We start from the raw sequence: 16,085 nt of genomic DNA, 5'->3' as shown, positions 1-16,085 counted from the left end.
CCGGTCATGCACAGGCGACGGTGCACAGTGTGCGGCCCGCGATTGACCAGCGACAATTGTGTCTGCCACAGAGCCGTACGCTGTTTTGTGTGGCAAGCGACAAACTCACCGTCGGCGATCTGCTCTCCTTCCCGGCGCTCCAGCTGTCCGTGAAGGCCGGCAGCGCCGGTCTGGACCGGTCCGTCTCCTGGGCGCACGCCAGCGAGCTTGCCGATCCCACGCCCTGGCTCCTGGGCGCCGAGGTGATCATGACGGCGGGCCTGGCGGTCCCCCGTACCGCGGCCGGACAGCGCGCCTACCTGGAGCGGCTGGACGACGCCGGGGTATCCGCTCTCGCCCTCTCCGCGCAGCTGCACATGCCCCCGCTGCACGATGCGTTCTTCCAGGCGGCGGAGGAGCGGGGCTTCCCGGTTCTCGAAGTACCGCTCGCCGTCCCGTTCATCGCGGTCGCCCAGGAAGTCGCGGCCGCGGCCCAGGAGGACGCCCGGCACCGGCTGGGCGCGCAGCTCCAGGTCTTCGGCGCGCTGCGCTGGCTGGTCGCCGAGGATCTCGACACGCCCACACTTCTGCGCCGTCTCGAAGCCCTGTCGGGTTACGACGTCTATCTCTGCACACCGCAGGGCCACCCGCTCCTGCCCGGCGTTCCCGTGCCGGATCCCGCCGTCCTGCCCGTTTCCACCGACGCCCCGCCGACGATCCCCGGCGGATTCGTCCTCCCGGTGCCCGCGCCCGGCGGCCCGGCGGGCTTTCTGGTCGCATGCGAGCGTCAGGGCGCCCAGCCCGCGGGACTCGCCGTCGTCCAGCACATCGCCACGGTGGCGGCGCTGCGGCTGGCGATGGTACGCAACGAGCGCGAGACGCTGCGCCGCGAGGGCGCGGAGACACTGGCCGAACTACTGCAGGAGGTGCTCGACCCGGAGGTGGCGCGCCGCCGGCTCGCCCGGCACGCGATCGAGGGCGACACCGTACTCCTCGTAGTGCGCCACACCACCGACGAGGCGCTGCTGTCCTGTCTGCGGGACCGACCCCATCTGCTGCTCACCCGAGGTGAGGACCGCTACGTCCTGGGGCCGTCGGAGCTGGCGGTGGCCGTCGGTGAGCTTCAGGCCGGGGCAGCCGGGGTCAGCCGCACCTTCCTGCCGGGCGCCGCGCTGAAGGTCGCTCAGCGCGAGGCGCTCTGGGCGGTCGCCAAGGCCGTGGAGTCGGGTCGCTCCGTCGTCCGATACGGCGACGACTCGGCGGGCCGGTGGCTGCCCGACGACCCCGCTGCCCTGACCGCGCTGGTCGAGTACGTGCTTGGTGCGGTCCTGCGCTACGACGAAACCCATGACTCGCAGCTGCTGGTCTCCGCCCGCACCTGGATGGAGCGCGATCGCCGCACCGAGACGGCCGCGGCGGCGCTCCACATACACCCCAACACCCTCGCCTACCGGCTGCGCCGTTTCGGTGCTCTCGCCGACCGTGATCTGACGTCGACGGGGGCCCTGGCCGAGGTCTGGCTGGCGATTCAGGCAGCGGGGGCGCTGGGCCTGACCGACTGAGCACGTTCGGGGCAGGCCGGAAGGGCAGAGCTGGGAGACTGATGAGGGAAGGATGCGACCCTGGCCGGCCTCGACGGAGACCTGCGCGCCAACATCCCTGGCGCGTCCTCCGCTCCCCTGCCGGACCCCTACCGTCCGCCCTTTCGCCGAGTGGAAGAGCCAGACACTGAGGAGACTTCGGTTTCCGTGAACCCACGGGAAACTGCCGATGATCACCGCCGGTGCGGCCCACTCCCAGACCCGCAGCGTCGGCGGGCGGCGTCCGGCGGCGACCTCCGCGGTGAGCATCTCGTCGAGGGCCATGTGCAGCCCCGGGCTCTGCGGGCCGTCGTAGATCAGCTGCCAGTCGTAGTCGGTCCAGCCCGTGGCGTGCGCGAGCGCCCTGCGCACCGCGATGCCGATGGCCTCCGAGGTCAGCCCGTACATGACCGTGCCCTCGGGCAGGGCCGGTCGATGCGGCTCGCCAGACCGGCTGCGTCGGTGTCGGCGGGGGCGCCGTCGAGAGCCCGATTGACCGCGTGGAGCGCCTTGTCCGGCTCCAGGAAGAAATCACCGGCGACCTGCGGGTGCCGCAGCACCCCGTCCGCCACCGCGACGTCCACCACCACGAACTTGCCGCCGGGAACCTTGTACTCACCGTGCACGATGTCGCCATCCCTTCTCGGCAAGGTGGATTCGGCGGGGACGCCCCGCGACACCGACCACCCCGGTGATGAGTTTTCGTGCCCGCGCCCGTCACACGTACGACGGGACACGACGAGGCGGAAGGACGACACGATGAGTGCCGACACCCGGCTGGAGAAGGACCAGACCCCCCACGGGCTGGGCGAGATCGAGGAGCCGGCGTTCGCGGGCCTGGCGGAGCGGCACCGGCGGGAGCTGCACGTGCACTGCTACCGGATGCTCGGTTCGTTCGAGGACGCCGAGGACACCGTGCAGGAGACGTTCCTCCGTGCCTGGCGCCGCCGGGAGACCTACGAGGGACGGTCGACGTTCCGAGCGTGGCTGTACCGGATCGCCACCAACGCCTGCCTCGACCTGCTCGCCAAGTGCCGCCCGGAACCGGCGACCCGCGGTGAGGTGCCCTGGCTGCAGCCCTACCCGGACCGCCTCCTCGACGAACTGTCCGCGGACGGCGCCGACGAGCCGGAAGCGGTCGCCGTCGCCCGCGAGACGATCGAGCTGGCCTACCTGGTCGCCGTCCAGCACCTCGCGCCGCGCCCCCGGGCCGTGCTGATCCTGCGGGACGTGCTGGGCTGGCCGGCCAAGGAGGTCGCGGAGTTCCTGGGCGACTCGGTGCACTCCGTCAACAGCGCCCTGCAGCGGGCCCGCGCCGGTCTGCGGGAGCACCTGCCCGCCGAGCGCCAGGACTGGACCGGCGGCGAGGAGGACGCCGGGACCCGCGAACTGGTGCGCCGCTTCACCGACGCCAGCGTGGCCACGGACATCCCGGCGCTCACCGCGATGCTCCGGGACGACGTCCGATGCTCGATGCCGCCCACGCCTGGCCTGTCCGTCGGCCGCGACGCGGTCGTGAACAGCTGGATCGAGGACGGCTACGAGGGCATGAAGGGCCTGCGCCCCCTCCCCACGGCCGTGAACCGCCAGCCCGCCGTCGCCTACTACCTCTGGCGGGAGCGGGAGAACGCCTACCTGCCGCTGACGATCGACGTCCTGCGCATCACGGGCGGGGCGATCACGGAGATCACCATCTTCGACGGCGACCAGTTCCCGCACCTCGGACTGCCGGACCGCCTCGCGGCGGACGGTACGGAACGGTCCCGGTGACCGGCAGGCAGAAGGAGTCCACGGTGTCGGCCGCGGCGGTCGCGCAGGCGGATCCGCTGCGCCGCCCGGGCTTCCACGCGAAGGACGTGGTCCTCCTGGCCAACTGCCCGGAGGACGCCGGCCTGTGTCCGCGCCCCCGGCCCGCGCGACCGGGTGACATGGGCGGGCGGGGAGACGGTGGAGCGGTGCGCGACGCCGGCCGGGCGAGCCGACGCGGAGCTGCGGGCACCGCTCAGTGAGGCGGAGGGCCGTCGCCGGATGGAGCTGCCGACCCGGGTCCACGAGGGGTGGCCGTCTCGCCCTCGCGAGCGGTGAAGTCTCAGGCGCGCAGGCCCTCGAGTTCGGCCGCGCGACGCCGGTCCTTGGGGCGGCCGAGGAACCGCCGCATGGCGATCAGGTCGTCCAGGCCGGCGTAGGTGATGGCGAAGCCCGCCGGGTCGTACGTGACCACCGCCCGGTCGAGGCAGGGTGTCACGTCCATGGCGCCCCACGGCAGGGCGGGCGTGCAGAGGTCGCCGCTCGCTCCGGTCACACGGTAGAGCACCTGCGGGCGGCCCAGTTCGGGCAGGTCCGTGCAGCCCGAGGCGGTCAGCGCCCGGCGCAGGGCGTCCGCCTGCCCGGGTGTGCCGTCCCACAGCAGGTCCAGGTCGCCCGTCAGCTCCGTCGAGCCGTGCAGGATGCCGGCCACCTGGCCGACGACCACCGCCCGGGAACCGGCCTCGTGCAGTGCCCGCAGGAACGGGAACGGGTCGAAGCCGAGCGCGCCGTCCGTGCCGAACGTCCCGGCCACCTCGTCGGCCTCCTCCGGGCCCACCCCGGTGGCGGCACGGTCGCGGGTGCGGTCCGCGATACGCCGAACGGCCTGACGGAGTCGCAGTGCGGCGGTCTCATCCATCCGCCCATTCAACCGTGGCCCGGTGCGGTCCGAGGGCCCGGCCCCTACCCCGTCCGCCGTAAGGGACCATCGGCCCCGCCCCGGGACCACAGGCCCCTGTCCCGCGTTGCCGCCTGAAGACAGGGTGGAAGCAGGACAGCGGACCGAGGAGGAGATCGGCATGGCCCGCACGATCACCGTGGGACTCGACGGTTCGGGGGAGAGCCGGGCAGCCACCGAGTGGGCGGCCCGCGAAGCGACGCTCCGCAGGGCGCCGGTACGGCTGCTCCACGTGTGGCAGCCGATTCCCGACCCCATGGCACAGGCCCCGATCCTCAGTACCGAGACGCAGCAGCACTGGACCGAGCGGATCCCCCGGAGCGCCGCCGAGGGGCTGCGGCTACGGCACCCCGGGGTCGAGGTGACCACCGAACAGTGGCCCGGAGCACCCGCGGACGTGCTGCTCGAAACCGCTCGGGACGCGGAACTGCTGGTGCTGGGCTCGCGGGCGCTGAGCGGCCTCGCGGGCTTCCTGGTCGGGTCCGTCGGCCAGTCGGTGGTGGCCCGCGCCGAGGTGCCGGTGGTGCTCGTCCGGGCGGGCGAACAGGCCGCCGACGAACACGTCAAGGACCCTGTCGGCATACCGTCCGCCGCCACCGCCTTCCGGCCCGTGGTCCTGGGCCTGGACACCGGAAGCCCCGACGGGACGGTCATCTCGTTCGCGTTCGAGGAGGCCCGGCGCCGCGAGGCCACCCTGACCGTCGTCGCGGGCTGGAACCTGCCGCCGTCCTACGTCTACAGCCTGGCCGCCGGCGTCGACCCCCGCGAGGGGATGATCCGCGAGCGGGCCGCCGCGCTCACCGAGGTGCTGCTGCCGTGGCGGGAGAAGTACCCGGACGTCGAGGTGACCGAGGCGTCCCGGCTCGGCAGCCCCGCGAACCACCTCATCGACGCGGCCCTCGACGCCTCCCTCGTCGTCGTGGGGCGCCGGGTGCGCCGCAACCCGTTCGGCGTCCACATCGGAGCGGTCACCCACGCGGTCATGCATCACGCCACCGCCCCCGTCGCCGTCGTCGCCCACGACTGACCCGGCCGGCATCGAGGGACAGGACACCATGAAAGCAGCGGTCGTCGCCGAGGTCTTCCCGTTGCACGCCGAGGGCCGTACGCGGGTCATCCGGGAGACCCGGCCGCTCGCCGCCGTGAACGACTGCATCGACGAGGTGCTGCGCGGCCAGGTCACGGCCCGCATCGTGTTCGAGCCGCACGCCGAGGACTGAGCCCGCGAAGTCCTGGCTAGCGGAGGGTGAGGCGTCCCCGGCCCGCGAGCCGGAACAGCAGGACGAGGGAGGGGAGGACCGTGACCCCGGCGACGCAGGCCACGACGATCAGCACCTGCAACGTGGCCCGGGGGGAGGCGCCTTCGTCGATCGTGAAGTGGGTGCCCAGCAGATACGGGTACTGGGCGACACCCCACCCGCACACCACCAGCGCCACGGCCGCGGCCGCCGTCTGCCGCAGAAGGAGCGTGCGGTGGGTGAGCAGCAGGAGGATGCAGGCCACGCCGCACACCGCGGCCCCGATGACGAGCGGCAGCGCGACATGGCTGAGGTCGTGGAACAGCCGCTCGGCGTCGGCGTGCAGGACGAAGATGCCGGCCACGGACACCGCCCCGGCCGCGGCGGCCGCGGCGAGACCCCGGTCGCGGAAGTACCGGGCCAGGGTGGGATCGTTCGCGCGCCGCGCCTCCACGTGCAGGTACACGGCGGCCAGGTAGGCGCACACCACGACGGCCAGGACGCCGCCCAGGTGGGAGGTCGGCTGGTTCCAGCTCGTCAGCGCGTTGCCGTTGCCGCCGGTCGGAACCCGGCCCGAGGCGATGGCACCGGCGATCGCGCCGAAGCTGTACGGCGTGAGGACGCTGGACAGCGCGAATACCGCCCCGTACAGCCGCTGCTCGGGTGTACGCAGGGCGTTGTGACGGAACGCGAAACCGGCTCCGCGCAGCACGATGCCGAGGGCGGCGCACACCAGGGGCAGATACAGCGTCGTGGTGATGGCGGTGAACGCGGTGGGAAAGCCGGACCACAGGATGACCATGCAGTAGATCAGCCAGGTGTGGTTCGCCTCCCACACGGGCCCGATGGAGGCGTCGATCAGCTGCCGGGGGCGGCGGCCGCGGTCGGCGCCCCCGGCGGTGAGGTCCCAGAACCCGGCCCCGAAGTCGGCCCCGCCGAGCAGGGCGTAGGCGACCACGCCGACGAACAGGAGGACGGCGACGGTGTCCTGCATCTACTGCTCCTTCGGTCCCGGTCGGACGGCCACGGGCTCGGGCGCCGGGCCGTAGGGAACGGTGACGCTGGCGTCCCCTTCCGCGCGCCAGCGCCGCCGCATGGAGCGCAGCACCCAGATCGCCGCCGTGCCGACCGCGCAGTACAGCGCCAGTACGCAGGCGAACAGCGCCCAGATGTTGCCTTCGGTGGTCACCGCGTCGCGGGTCAGCAGCAGGCCCACGACGGTCCAGGGCTGCCGTCCCACCTCGGTGACGACCCATCCGCTCTCCAGGCAGAGCACGGCGACGGCGCCGCTGACGGCGGCGGCGCGCAGGAACCAGCGGTTCCGTGGGACGCGCCGGTGCCGGTACCAGAGCCAGGCGAACCACGCCGCCAGCAGGGTCAGCACGCCGGCCGTGCCGACCATGACGTCGAAGGCGAGATGGACGACGCTCACCGTGCGGTCGTCGGGCCGTACGGCGGCGGGGATCGCGTCGAGTCCCTTGATCGTCGTGGACGGCGAGAAGTCGGCCAGGATCGAGCCGAGGTCGGGGATCTGCCAGCCGTAGCGGACCTCGCCGTCGATCAGGACGCCGCCCAGTGTCTCGGGCACGTGGTCGTCGGTGGTGGGCACCATCTCGATCGCGGCGAACTTGGCCGGTTCGTCGTTGAAGACGTCACGGGCGATCGTGTCGCCCACGAGCAGCTGGACCGGCATGAGGCAGGCTGCCGTGACGAAGCCGACGAGGAACCCGGTCCGGTGGTAGTGGTTGTCGCGCCCCCGCAGCAGACCAGCCGCGTACACGCCGCCGACGGTGAAGCCCGCCACGATGTACGCGGCCAGCAGCATGTGAATCGTCTCGCCCCAGAACGCGCCGTTGAAGAACACCTTGGCCGGTTCCACGTCGACGACCTTCCCGTCGCGCATCGTGATGCCGCCGGGCTGGTTCATCCAGCTGTTCGCGGCGACGACGGAGGCGGTGCCGCCGATCCCGGCCAGGGGCACGGGGACGCCGGTCCAGAAGTGGGCCCACGGGGGCAGCCGGTCCCAGCCGTAGATGTAGATCGAGACGAAGATCGCCTCGAGGAAGAAGAACAGGCCCTCGACGGAGAACGGGAACCCGAACGCGGACCCGTAGGTGCCCATCAAGCCGGGCCACAGAACGCCCAGTTCGAAGGTGAGGACGGTGCCGGTGACCGCGCCGACGGCGAACAGGACGGCCGCCGCCTTCGACCAGCGCCGGGCCAGCAGCAGGGCGGTGGAGTCGTCGTGCCGCAGCCCCCGGTGGTGGGCGATGAGCGTGAGACTGGTCAGGGCGACGCCGAACGGGACCAGGATGATGTGGAAGCCCAGCGTGAAGGCCATCTGCTGGCGGGCGGGGAGTAATTGGGCGGGCTCGTCCGCAGCGGTGGCGAGACCCTGCAGGACCGCGTCGAGTGTGAGCATCGTGTCTTTTCGTCCGGACTCGCGGGTGCGCGGGGGCGGCGGCACCGTGGGGGAGGGGAGGGTGGTGCTCAGCCGTTCTTCTCCGTGTGCTCGCCATCACCCCGATGACCGAAATGTCACTTTTGGTACGTCGGTCATGCTAGGCCACGGCCCGCGCCTCACCCCGCACGTACGCACGCGTCACCGCCGGGCGGTGTCGGTCCGCGAGGTCGTGAGGTCGCTGCGCCGCACGAGATGGACCGTCACCGCGGCGGCGACGAGGATGACGCAGCCCACGAAGACCAGACCGGCGCTCCGCAGCCCGAGGGGGACGGAGAGGGCGCCGATGCCGACCACGGGCAGCGAGATGCCGACGTAGGCGGCCACGAAGAGGGCGGAGATCGTCGCCCCGCGCCGCTCGGCGGGGGCGGCCCGCGCGACCCCGGCGACCGAGGCGCGGAACGACATCCCCTGCCCGATCCCGGCGACGACCGCGCCCGCCACCAGCACCCCCAGGGACTCCGCCAGCAGGGAGGCGCCGATGAGGACGAGACCGACGATCAGGATGGCGCAGCCCAGCGGCAGGGCGCGGCCCGGACCGGCGCGGTTCAGAAGTTGCCCGGCGGTGGACGCCAGGAACACCGCCAGGACGATCGCCCCGGCCACCGCCAGGTTGTCGACGCCCAGGTACTGCGCGGCGAACGACGGGGCCACAGCGGTGAACAGGCCCAGGACCGAGAAGCCGGCGAAGGACGCCAGCCCGGCGGGCACGAAGACGGACCGCGTCTGCGGCGGCACCACCATGCCCTCGGGGCGCAGCGGCGGACGCGGGACCGGGCGGTGCACGGACTCGGGCAGCGCCGCCACCAGGACCATGGCGACGGCCAGCATCCCGAGGTGGACCAGGAAGGGCAGCCGCAGGGGGTGGGGGGCGTACTCGGCCAGGACTCCGGCCAGCAGCGGCCCGCACCCGAGCCCGCCCATGTTCGCCGCGGTGGCCGCGAACGCGGCTCGCGCCCGCTCGTCGGGGCGGGCCAGCTCGGTGACGGCCGCGGTGGCGGCGCCGCTGAGCAGCCCGGCCGCGAACCCCGAGAACACCCGGCCCGCGAACAGCAGGGGAAGCCCGCCCTGGAAGAGGAAACAGAGCGCGGACAGGGCCGACAGCACGAGCGAGGCGAAGAGCACCGGCCGGCGGCCCAGCACGTCGGAGAAGTTGCCCGCCAGCAGCAGGGCGACGATGACCCCGACGGCGTACACGGCGAAGATCACGGTGATCATGAACTGCGAGAAGCCGATCTCCTCGCGGTAGAGCCCGTACAGCGGCGTGGGCAGCGTGGTGCCGGCCATGCCCACGGCGAACACCACGGCCGCGACGACGTACCAAGGGAATTCCCGCTTCCTGGGTTCCGTCATTCCGCCCTTCCCTGGGTCGCCGGGGCGCGGCGGCCTCCCGCGCACGAGCCGGCTCGACGTGATCAGCTCACCATAGGCGGCCGGCACTCGCATTCCGCCGCGCGCGCCGGAAGAGGGCGACCCGGCCGAGCGGGTGCTTCCGCGTCGGCGGCCCGGCGGACGGCGACTTCGCACGGACGGACGGAGTCGCCGGCGAGTCCGCCGCCGCGACGATCACCGTCCGGCACCTCCTCGGCCACACCGCCGGGTAAGCGCCCGCGCACGCCAGGAACGCGGAACCGAGGACGGGACGTCCGGCGCGCCGGGTGATCCGCAGGATCCCGGCGACGACGTGATCGTTCGTGGTGGCTGCGACGCCGCACGCCCCCGGCTCGGTTCCGCCTGCCGCCGTCGGCACCGCTGTGGTGAACAATGCCGGCGACGGGGAGGCGGACGTGCAGAGCGGCGACGGGCCGCGCGGGAACGGGCGGCGTGCCAAGGCGACGGCCGTTCACGCGCCGCGGCCTCACGACACCCGGCGGGACACCGGCTCCCGTCATTCGGATGTGACGCAGGTCATGGGAACTCCACCGCACGAGCCGACAGTTCAAGTCGTGACCACAGAGAGACGAGCGCGGGTGCGCAACGGGGATCCGGATGCCTTCGCGGAACTTTTCGACGAGTGCGCCCGCGCGGTGTACAACCACGCCTTCCGCCTGACCGCCGACTGGTCGACGGCCGAGGACGTCATGGCGACGACGTTCATGGAGGCGTGGCGGCGCAGGGACACGGTCGAGGCCGAAGGGGGCACGCTGCGGCCGTGGTTGCTCGGCATCGCCACCAACGTGGCGCGCTCCCACCATCGCAGCGACCGCCGCTACCGCGCCGCGGCGAACGCCGCCGCGGCCGCGATGGAGGACGTCGAGGATCACGCCGAGGTGATCGCCGGACGGGTGGACGACCGGCGCACGCTCCACGCCACGCTGACCGCCCTGAGCCTGCTCAAGCGTCCCGAGCGAGAAGTGCTGACCCTGTGCCTGCACGAGGGGATGGCGTACGCCGAAGTGGCACGCGTCCTCAAGATCCCGGTCGGGACGGTCCGCTCCCGCCTGTCCCGCGCCCGAGGCAAGCTGCGCCGGCTCACCGACGCGCAACTGCTCCGCGGAAAAAGGGAACCCATCCCCGCAAACCGGCAGATACAGGATGACCGCGGATACGCGGTCCGGTCCGCACAGGAAGGAAACCGATGAACGCCAGCCCCTCCCACCAGCCTCACCCGGCTGAGTGGACGGAGACGCGGAGCCTGCAGCCCTGTGTCGAGCGGGATCTGCCGGCGGGCCGCCACCAGTTCCACAAGGAGCAGTTGATGGCCCGGATCCACGAAGACCTGCGCACCACCACCCGCCCCGAGCCCCCGAGGCGGCGCCCCAACCCGTTCCTGCGCCGTACGGTCCTGCTGCCCGCGGCGGCCCTGGCGCTGGCCGGTGCGGTCGCGGGCGGTTTCGCCCTCCGCGGCGGCGCCGCGGACGGCGGCACGACCACGCTGGCCACCGGCCCGGCTCTGACCACGACCGTCGGCGCCGCCGACGCCAAGGGAGCCCCCCGGCTCCTCGACCGGATCTCCCTGGCGGCCGCCGACACCTCCACGCCCACGCCGCGCAAGGGCCAGTACATCTACATCGCGTCGAAGGTGGCCAGCACCTACCCCAGGACCGTCGGCGACACGACCACGGTGGTCAGCGAGGAACTGCACCCCCGGCAGGTCTGGAACTCCCTCGACGGCAAGGACGGCTGGCTGATCGAGCCCGGCCAGACGGGCGGCGAGGGCATCGCCCTCGCCGGAAAGGTGGGGATGAGCGGGGCCTACGACGTCCTCGCCACGCTGCCGACCGACCCCGACGCGCTGCTGCGGCGCATCTACCGCCAGTCGGACGCCACCCGCGACCACGAAGTGCCGCGCGACCAGGCCGCGTTCGTCGCCATCGGGGATCTGCTGACCGAGAGCTACCCGCCCGCCGGCGTCAGCGCGGCCCTCTACAAGGCCGCCGCCAAGATCCCCGGAGTGGTCATGGTGGAGGACGCGGTCGACGCCACGGGCCGGCACGGCGTCGCCATCGCCCGGGAGGACGGCACCGCCGGAGAGCGCACCGAGTGGATCTTCGACAAGAAGACGCTGCGGTTTCTCGGGGAACGCATCGTCGTGGTCAAGGCCGTGGAGGACAGCCCGTTCGAGGTGGGCACCGTCACCTTCACCAGCGCGATCACCCAGCGTGCCGTCGTCGACGCCAACAAGCAGGTCCCCGGAGCGGCGAGCTGATCGCCAGGGAGGGCCCTGGCCGCCGCCCCGCTTCGCGGCGCGTCAGCACGCCAACAACGCGGCCTGAAAGGCGTCCGCGGTCGGCGCGATGACGACCGCGCCGTCCTGGAGGGCGGCAGGGAGAGGGCGGCGCTCCTCCTCGTGGAAGAAGAGGGCGCCCGTCCCGGGGCACGATCGTGGCCCCGGGGGCCATCGCGAGCCGGGTGAGCAGACCGCTGATCTCGCCCCGGGCGAAGGGGGTGGGCGTCACACACGCACGGCCCCACGGTGCGACCCGTGACCGGAGCGCCCGGTCACGGGTCGGGTGTGTTCAGCGCCAGCCGAGTTCGGGTGCCACGTGCGTGAGGATGCTCTCCAGCACGTGCGTGTTGTAGTCGACTCCCAGCTGGTTCGGGATCGTCAGCAGCAGGGTGTCGGCGGCCTGGATCGCCTCGTCGTCCCGCAGGAGCTTCACCAGTTCGTCCGGCTCCCCGGCGTACGACCGCCCGAAGATGGCCCGGGTCGTGTCGTCGATCATGCCGATCTGGTCGCGGGACCGCCTGTCACGCCCGAAGTAGGCCCGGTCGAGGTCGTCGGTCAGGGCGAAGATACTGCGGCTGACCGACACCCGGGGCTCCCGTGTGTGGCCCGCCTTCCGGTAGGCCTCCCGGTACGCCTCGATCTGCTTGCGCTGCTGGACGTGCAGCGGTTCGCCCGTCTCGTCGTCCTTCAGTGTCGAGCTCTGCAGGTTCATCCCGAGCTCGCCGGCCCAGACCGCGGTCGCGTTCGACCCGGAGCCCCACCAGATCCGGTCGCGCAGGCCCTCCGAGTGCGGCTCGACGCGCAGCAGACCGGGCGGGTTGGGGAACATCGGCCGGGGGTTGGGCTGGGCGAACCCCTCGCCGTCGAGGACCTTGAGGAACTCCTCGGTGCGGCGGCGTGCCATGTCGGCGCCCGTCTCACCGGCGGCCGGCTCGTGCCCGAACAGGCGCCAGCCGTCGATGACCTGTTCCGGTGAACCCCGGCTGATGCCCAGCTGCAGCCGGCCGCCCGCGATGAGGTCGGCGGCGCCCGCGTCCTCCGCCATGTAGAGCGGATTCTCGTAGCGCATGTCGATCACGCCGGTGCCGATCTCGATCGTCGAGGTCCGTGCCCCGATCGCCGCGAGCAGCGGGAACGGGCTGGACGCCTGCCGGGCGAAGTGATGCACCCGGAAGTACGCGCCGTCCACGCCGATCTCCTCGGCGGCGACCGCGAGGTCGATCGACTGGCGCAGCATGTCCGCGGCCGTCCGGGTCTGGGAATACTCCCCGGGCGACCAGTGACCGAAGGAGAGGAAGCCGATTTTCTTCACACCTCACCCAGCGCCCGGACGCTCCATTCGATTCCCGCCCCTGCTCAGCGGGGCAGCAGGGCGAGCGCTTCGTCCGCGTTGTGCTCCGCGATCTGCCGCATGACGGTGCGGTGCGGGAAGTCGCCGTCGAGGAGACGCAGCGGGCCGGCCACGAGGGACAGGTGCATCGCGAGGGTGTACAGGTCGAGTCGGGCCGGATCGAGTCCGGGACGGGACAGGGCCCGGTACCGTTCGCCGAAGCGCAGCTTCAGGAACACGTGCTCCCACTCGACGTCGAAGTACATCAGCCCCTCGATGTCGATGAGGACGGGGTGCCCGGCGGCGTCGACGAGGACATGGTCGGGCCCGAGCTCGCCGTGGATCAGCCCGTGCTCGCCGCGCGGAGCCACCCGCGCGGCCAGCTCCCGCAGGCGGTCCTGCAAGCGGGCCGCGGCGGAACCGATCCTCGCGTCCCGGCCGGCCGCCTCCGCGAGATCGCCGAGAGCCCGCTCCAGCACCAGCCCCTGGCACGACTCCCCGCTCGCCAGGTCGCCGCGTTCGAGTACGTCCACGCGGCCGTGCGGCGCACTGCGCTGCCGGTGCATCACGTCGAGCATGGCCGCCAGCTCGGTCATGGCATCCGACGCCCGTACGGGATCCGCCCTCAGCAGCGCTTCCAGCGTGCCCCCGGCGACGTCCTCGACGACCGCCACGTCCGCCGGATACCGGGTTCGGCTGTCGTCGGCGAGGAGGACGGCCGGGGCCCGGACGCCGAGGCCGTCCAGCGTGCGCTGAGCGGCCAGGAAGGGAACGAGGCCGGAGGCCGGGGCGAAGGGGTGGGCCGCGTCCACGCCGTCCGCACCGGGCCAGAAGTTCTCGGCCTCGGCCCAGCTGTAGACGATCACTCGCTCCGGCCGCGGTCCGTCCGTGTGGACGCGGTACACGCCCTTCTTGCTTCCGCCGCGCAACCGCTCGACCCTGACGACGCGAACCGCCGTTCCCCGTGCTTCCCGCACGACCTCCGCCAGGGCCTCATCCTCCGCGAACTGGCGCATCCGGCGACCCTACCGGGGCGGAGCCCGGGATCAGGCCGCGTCCGGGTGGGAGGCGAAGAACCCGGCCATCCGCTGGAGGCCGTCCGGGGCGAACATGGCCCGCATGTTGTCGGCGGACTCGGCGGCGGCCGCACGGCTGCGGGGGAAGAGCGCCGCCTCGTAGCGGGCGAGGGCGGTCTCCGCGTCGCCGGGGTGCGCGGCGAGGGCGAGGGCCAGTTCGGCGCCGTCCTGAAGGGCGAGGTTGGCGCCCTCGCCGGCGAACGGGGACATGAGGTGGGCGGCGTCGCCCAGGAGCGTCACCCCGGTGGTGCGGTCCCAGCGGTGTTCGACGGGCAGGGCGTGGATGTGGCGCGGGGTGGCGGTCCGCGCTTCGGCGATCAGGCCGCGCAGGTCCTCGTGCCAGCCTTCGAGGTGGGCGAGGACGGCCTTCTTCGCGAGGGCGAGGTCGGTGAAGTCGATGGTGCCGAGCCAGTCCTCGTGCGCCTTGACCGCCGTGTAGACGTGGAGGCTGCCGTCGGTCTCGCGGTGGGCGAGGATGCCGCGTTCGTCACCGAGGCACATGAAGAAGCCACCGCCGACGAGGGCGGCGGCGCGCGGGTGCCGGGTGTCGGCGTCGTGCAAGTCGGTCTCGACGAAGGAGATGCCGGTGTAGGCGGGCCGGGCGGCGGAGAGGAGGGGGCGGATCCGTGACCAGGCGCCGTCCGCGCCTATCAGCAGTCCGGTGGTGATGGTCGAGCCGTCGGCGAAGGTGACCTCGTGGCGGCCGTCGCCGAGGGGACGCGCACCGGTGGCCTTGCGGCCCCACCGGATCATGCCGTCGGGCAGGGAGGCCAGCAGCAGGTCGCGCAGATCACCGCGGTCGACCTCGGGGCGGCCACCGGAGCCGTCGTCCGCGGTGTCCAGGAGAACGGTGCCGTCGGAACCGGCCAGGCGCAGGGCTTGGCCCCCGGGGTGGACGATCGCCCGGAACGCCTCGTACAGACCGGCCGCCCGCAGCGCCTCCTGCCCGCTCTCCTCGTGGATGTCGAGCATGCCGCCCTGCGTCCGGGCCCCGGGCCCCTCCTCCAGGTCGAAGACGGCTGCCTCGATGCCGTGGGTGTGCAGGACGCGGGCGGCGACGAGACCGCCGAGACCGCCGCCGATGATCGCGATGGGGTGGTGGGGGATGGTCAAGGTCGCCTCCGGTGAGTGTGGGTGCGCACCTTCGCATCGTAACGAACGCGTTCGTAACGAACAAGTTCGTCCTGCGACCGCACCGGCACTCCGACGGCGCAGGCTGGCTCGTGCGCGGGAAGGGGTCAGCCGGCGGCCGGACCGTCGCCCTCGGAGACGGAACCGGGGACAGGAGTGTGCGTGATCCCGTTGACGATCACGTCGAAGCCCCAGCGCAGCCGTTCCCGGGCGGAGCCGCTGATCAGCTCGGGCATATGGGCGGCGATCGCCGGGTGGGTGTCCTCATTGGCGGCGCGCAGCGCGGCGACGGCGGCGTTCCAGTCGTCCGCGGCAGCCGGGGCACGGTCCTGGGCGGAGTGCTCGGCCGCCGTGGCGGTGGCGTCCTGGAGCACCTTGTCCACGCCCCAGGCGACCTGCGCCCGGGAGGCCCCGCTGCGCGACAGCAGGTCCAGCAAGCGGTCGACCAGCCGCAGGTAGTTCTCCCCGCTGGGCCGGGCCACAAGCGCGGACCGGGCGAGCTGGGGGTGCGCGAACAGCACGAGGGTGTACGAGGTGACGACGGCCCGCAGCTGCTCCCGCCAGTCGTCCCCGGCGTCCGCACCCGTCAGTTCGACCTCGCCCAGGAGGGTGTCCAGCACGGCCGCGTGGAGCTCGGCGGTGTGGGCCACATAGACGTAGAGCGAGGCCGCGCCGGTGTCCAGTTCCTGCGCCAGACGGCGCATCGTGACCTTCTCCAGCCCCTCGGTCCGCATGAGCGCCACGGCCGTCTCGACGATCACCCGCCGGGACAGAGCGGGCTTGGCGGGCCGCTCGCGGCGGCTGACCGGGTCTTTTCTCGCAACCATGACGCCGATGCTAACGAACGTGTTCGTCCCCTCTCCCGGGTCGGGGGGGCGGCCCCGCCCCGCGGGGGGCGCCCGACCCCAACATCGCC

The 16,085-nt window shown here is 72.7% G+C and carries 14 protein-coding genes and 2 pseudogenes; 7 read left to right on the top strand and 9 right to left on the bottom strand.

The features are described from left to right. Positions 1-89 precede the first annotated feature (89 nt). Positions 90-1,541 (top strand): PucR family transcriptional regulator, encoded by a 1,452-nt coding sequence (locus ACFRAC_RS31005; protein WP_382935564.1) that lies wholly within the window; start codon positions 90-92, stop codon positions 1,539-1,541. A gap of 198 nt (positions 1,542-1,739) precedes the next feature. Here the strand turns inward: ACFRAC_RS31005 and ACFRAC_RS31000 are convergent. Then, positions 1,740-2,185 (bottom strand): annotated as a pseudogene (locus tag ACFRAC_RS31000) (lipoate--protein ligase family protein); the annotation flags it as partial. A gap of 133 nt (positions 2,186-2,318) precedes the next feature. Between ACFRAC_RS31000 and ACFRAC_RS30995 the strand changes: the two are divergent. Further along, positions 2,319-3,329 carry an RNA polymerase subunit sigma-70 gene (locus ACFRAC_RS30995; protein ID WP_382935561.1) on the top strand — a complete coding sequence of 337 codons (1,011 nt, stop codon included), beginning with the start codon at positions 2,319-2,321 and terminating at the stop codon, positions 3,327-3,329. Next, on the top strand, positions 3,326-3,568 hold the full coding sequence (locus tag ACFRAC_RS30990) for a hypothetical protein (protein ID WP_382935558.1): 243 nt from the start codon (positions 3,326-3,328) through the stop codon (positions 3,566-3,568). The genes ACFRAC_RS30995 and ACFRAC_RS30990 overlap by 4 nt, the downstream gene beginning before the upstream one ends. 80 nt (positions 3,569-3,648) lie before the next feature. Here ACFRAC_RS30990 and ACFRAC_RS30985 read toward each other — a convergent pair whose 3' ends face one another. Beyond that, positions 3,649-4,224 (bottom strand): hypothetical protein, encoded by a 576-nt coding sequence (locus tag ACFRAC_RS30985; protein ID WP_382935555.1) that lies wholly within the window; start codon positions 4,222-4,224, stop codon positions 3,649-3,651. A gap of 160 nt (positions 4,225-4,384) precedes the next feature. Between ACFRAC_RS30985 and ACFRAC_RS30980 the strand changes: the two genes are divergently transcribed. After that, on the top strand, positions 4,385-5,290 hold the full coding sequence (locus tag ACFRAC_RS30980) for a universal stress protein (RefSeq protein ID WP_382935553.1): 906 nt from the start codon (positions 4,385-4,387) through the stop codon (positions 5,288-5,290). A gap of 43 nt (positions 5,291-5,333) precedes the next feature. Then, positions 5,334-5,483: pseudogene (locus tag ACFRAC_RS30975) on the top strand (zinc-dependent alcohol dehydrogenase); the annotation flags it as partial. A gap of 16 nt (positions 5,484-5,499) precedes the next feature. On the opposite strand, the gene ACFRAC_RS30970 reads toward ACFRAC_RS30975, so the two are convergent. From ACFRAC_RS30970 to ACFRAC_RS30960, 3 genes are all read right to left on the bottom strand, one after another. After that, on the bottom strand, positions 5,500-6,495 hold the full coding sequence (locus ACFRAC_RS30970; protein ID WP_382935551.1) for a cytochrome d ubiquinol oxidase subunit II: 996 nt from the start codon (positions 6,493-6,495) through the stop codon (positions 5,500-5,502). Beyond that, on the bottom strand, positions 6,496-7,923 hold the full coding sequence (locus tag ACFRAC_RS30965) for a cytochrome ubiquinol oxidase subunit I (protein ID WP_382935548.1): 1,428 nt from the start codon (positions 7,921-7,923) through the stop codon (positions 6,496-6,498). It abuts the gene before it with no gap. Positions 7,924-8,103: 180 nt separating this feature from the next. Further along, the gene (locus ACFRAC_RS30960) at positions 8,104-9,315 is read right to left on the bottom strand and encodes an MFS transporter (protein WP_382935544.1); all 1,212 of its coding nucleotides are present in this window, start codon (positions 9,313-9,315) and stop codon (positions 8,104-8,106) included. 593 nt (positions 9,316-9,908) lie between these two features. Here ACFRAC_RS30960 and ACFRAC_RS30955 point away from each other — a divergent pair. Continuing rightward, positions 9,909-10,544, top strand: a complete 636-nt coding sequence (locus ACFRAC_RS30955) for an RNA polymerase sigma factor (protein WP_382935541.1) — start codon at positions 9,909-9,911, stop codon at positions 10,542-10,544. Beyond that, positions 10,541-11,611: a CU044_5270 family protein gene (locus tag ACFRAC_RS30950; protein WP_382935539.1), complete on the top strand. Its 1,071-nt coding sequence runs from the start codon at positions 10,541-10,543 to the stop codon at positions 11,609-11,611. The genes ACFRAC_RS30955 and ACFRAC_RS30950 overlap by 4 nt, the downstream gene beginning before the upstream one ends. 310 nt (positions 11,612-11,921) lie before the next feature. On the opposite strand, the gene ACFRAC_RS30945 is transcribed toward ACFRAC_RS30950, so the two are convergent. The 4 genes from ACFRAC_RS30945 to ACFRAC_RS30930 form a co-directional block, all read right to left on the bottom strand. Continuing rightward, entirely contained in the window at positions 11,922-12,944 is a 1,023-nt protein-coding gene (locus tag ACFRAC_RS30945) for an LLM class flavin-dependent oxidoreductase (protein WP_382935537.1), read from the bottom strand. A gap of 44 nt (positions 12,945-12,988) precedes the next feature. Beyond that, positions 12,989-13,978 (bottom strand): aminoglycoside phosphotransferase family protein, encoded by a 990-nt coding sequence (locus ACFRAC_RS30940; RefSeq protein ID WP_382935535.1) that lies wholly within the window; start codon positions 13,976-13,978, stop codon positions 12,989-12,991. Between the two features lie 30 nt (positions 13,979-14,008). After that, on the bottom strand, positions 14,009-15,151 hold the full coding sequence (locus ACFRAC_RS30935) for an FAD-dependent oxidoreductase (RefSeq protein WP_382935533.1): 1,143 nt from the start codon (positions 15,149-15,151) through the stop codon (positions 14,009-14,011). Between the two features lie 125 nt (positions 15,152-15,276). Beyond that, the gene (locus ACFRAC_RS30930) at positions 15,277-15,996 is read right to left on the bottom strand and encodes a TetR/AcrR family transcriptional regulator (RefSeq protein ID WP_382935529.1); all 720 of its coding nucleotides are present in this window, start codon (positions 15,994-15,996) and stop codon (positions 15,277-15,279) included. Positions 15,997-16,085 lie beyond the last annotated feature (89 nt).

The sequence above is a fragment of the Streptomyces sp. NPDC056628 genome (genome assembly GCF_042792555.1).
Lineage (GTDB): Bacteria > Actinomycetota > Actinomycetes > Streptomycetales > Streptomycetaceae > Streptomyces.
Note: the sequence above shows the minus strand (reverse complement) of the source record. Positions and strands in the feature narration are given on the sequence as shown.

Bases quoted from the DNA above. Each gene is read 5' to 3' on its own strand.
- ACFRAC_RS30965 (WP_382935548.1), bottom strand. From the start codon at position 7,923: ATGCTCACACTCGACGCGGTCCTGCAGGGTCTCGCCACCGCTGCGGAC.
- ACFRAC_RS30940 (WP_382935535.1), bottom strand. From the start codon at position 13,978: ATGCGCCAGTTCGCGGAGGATGAGGCCCTGGCGGAGGTCGTGCGGGAA.
- ACFRAC_RS30950 (WP_382935539.1), top strand. From the start codon at position 10,541: ATGAACGCCAGCCCCTCCCACCAGCCTCACCCGGCTGAGTGGACGGAG.
- ACFRAC_RS30995 (WP_382935561.1), top strand. From the start codon at position 2,319: ATGAGTGCCGACACCCGGCTGGAGAAGGACCAGACCCCCCACGGGCTG.
- ACFRAC_RS30930 (WP_382935529.1), bottom strand. From the start codon at position 15,996: ATGGTTGCGAGAAAAGACCCGGTCAGCCGCCGCGAGCGGCCCGCCAAG.
- ACFRAC_RS30985 (WP_382935555.1), bottom strand. From the start codon at position 4,224: ATGGATGAGACCGCCGCACTGCGACTCCGTCAGGCCGTTCGGCGTATC.
- ACFRAC_RS30970 (WP_382935551.1), bottom strand. From the start codon at position 6,495: ATGCAGGACACCGTCGCCGTCCTCCTGTTCGTCGGCGTGGTCGCCTAC.
- ACFRAC_RS30980 (WP_382935553.1), top strand. From the start codon at position 4,385: ATGGCCCGCACGATCACCGTGGGACTCGACGGTTCGGGGGAGAGCCGG.
- ACFRAC_RS30960 (WP_382935544.1), bottom strand. From the start codon at position 9,315: ATGACGGAACCCAGGAAGCGGGAATTCCCTTGGTACGTCGTCGCGGCC.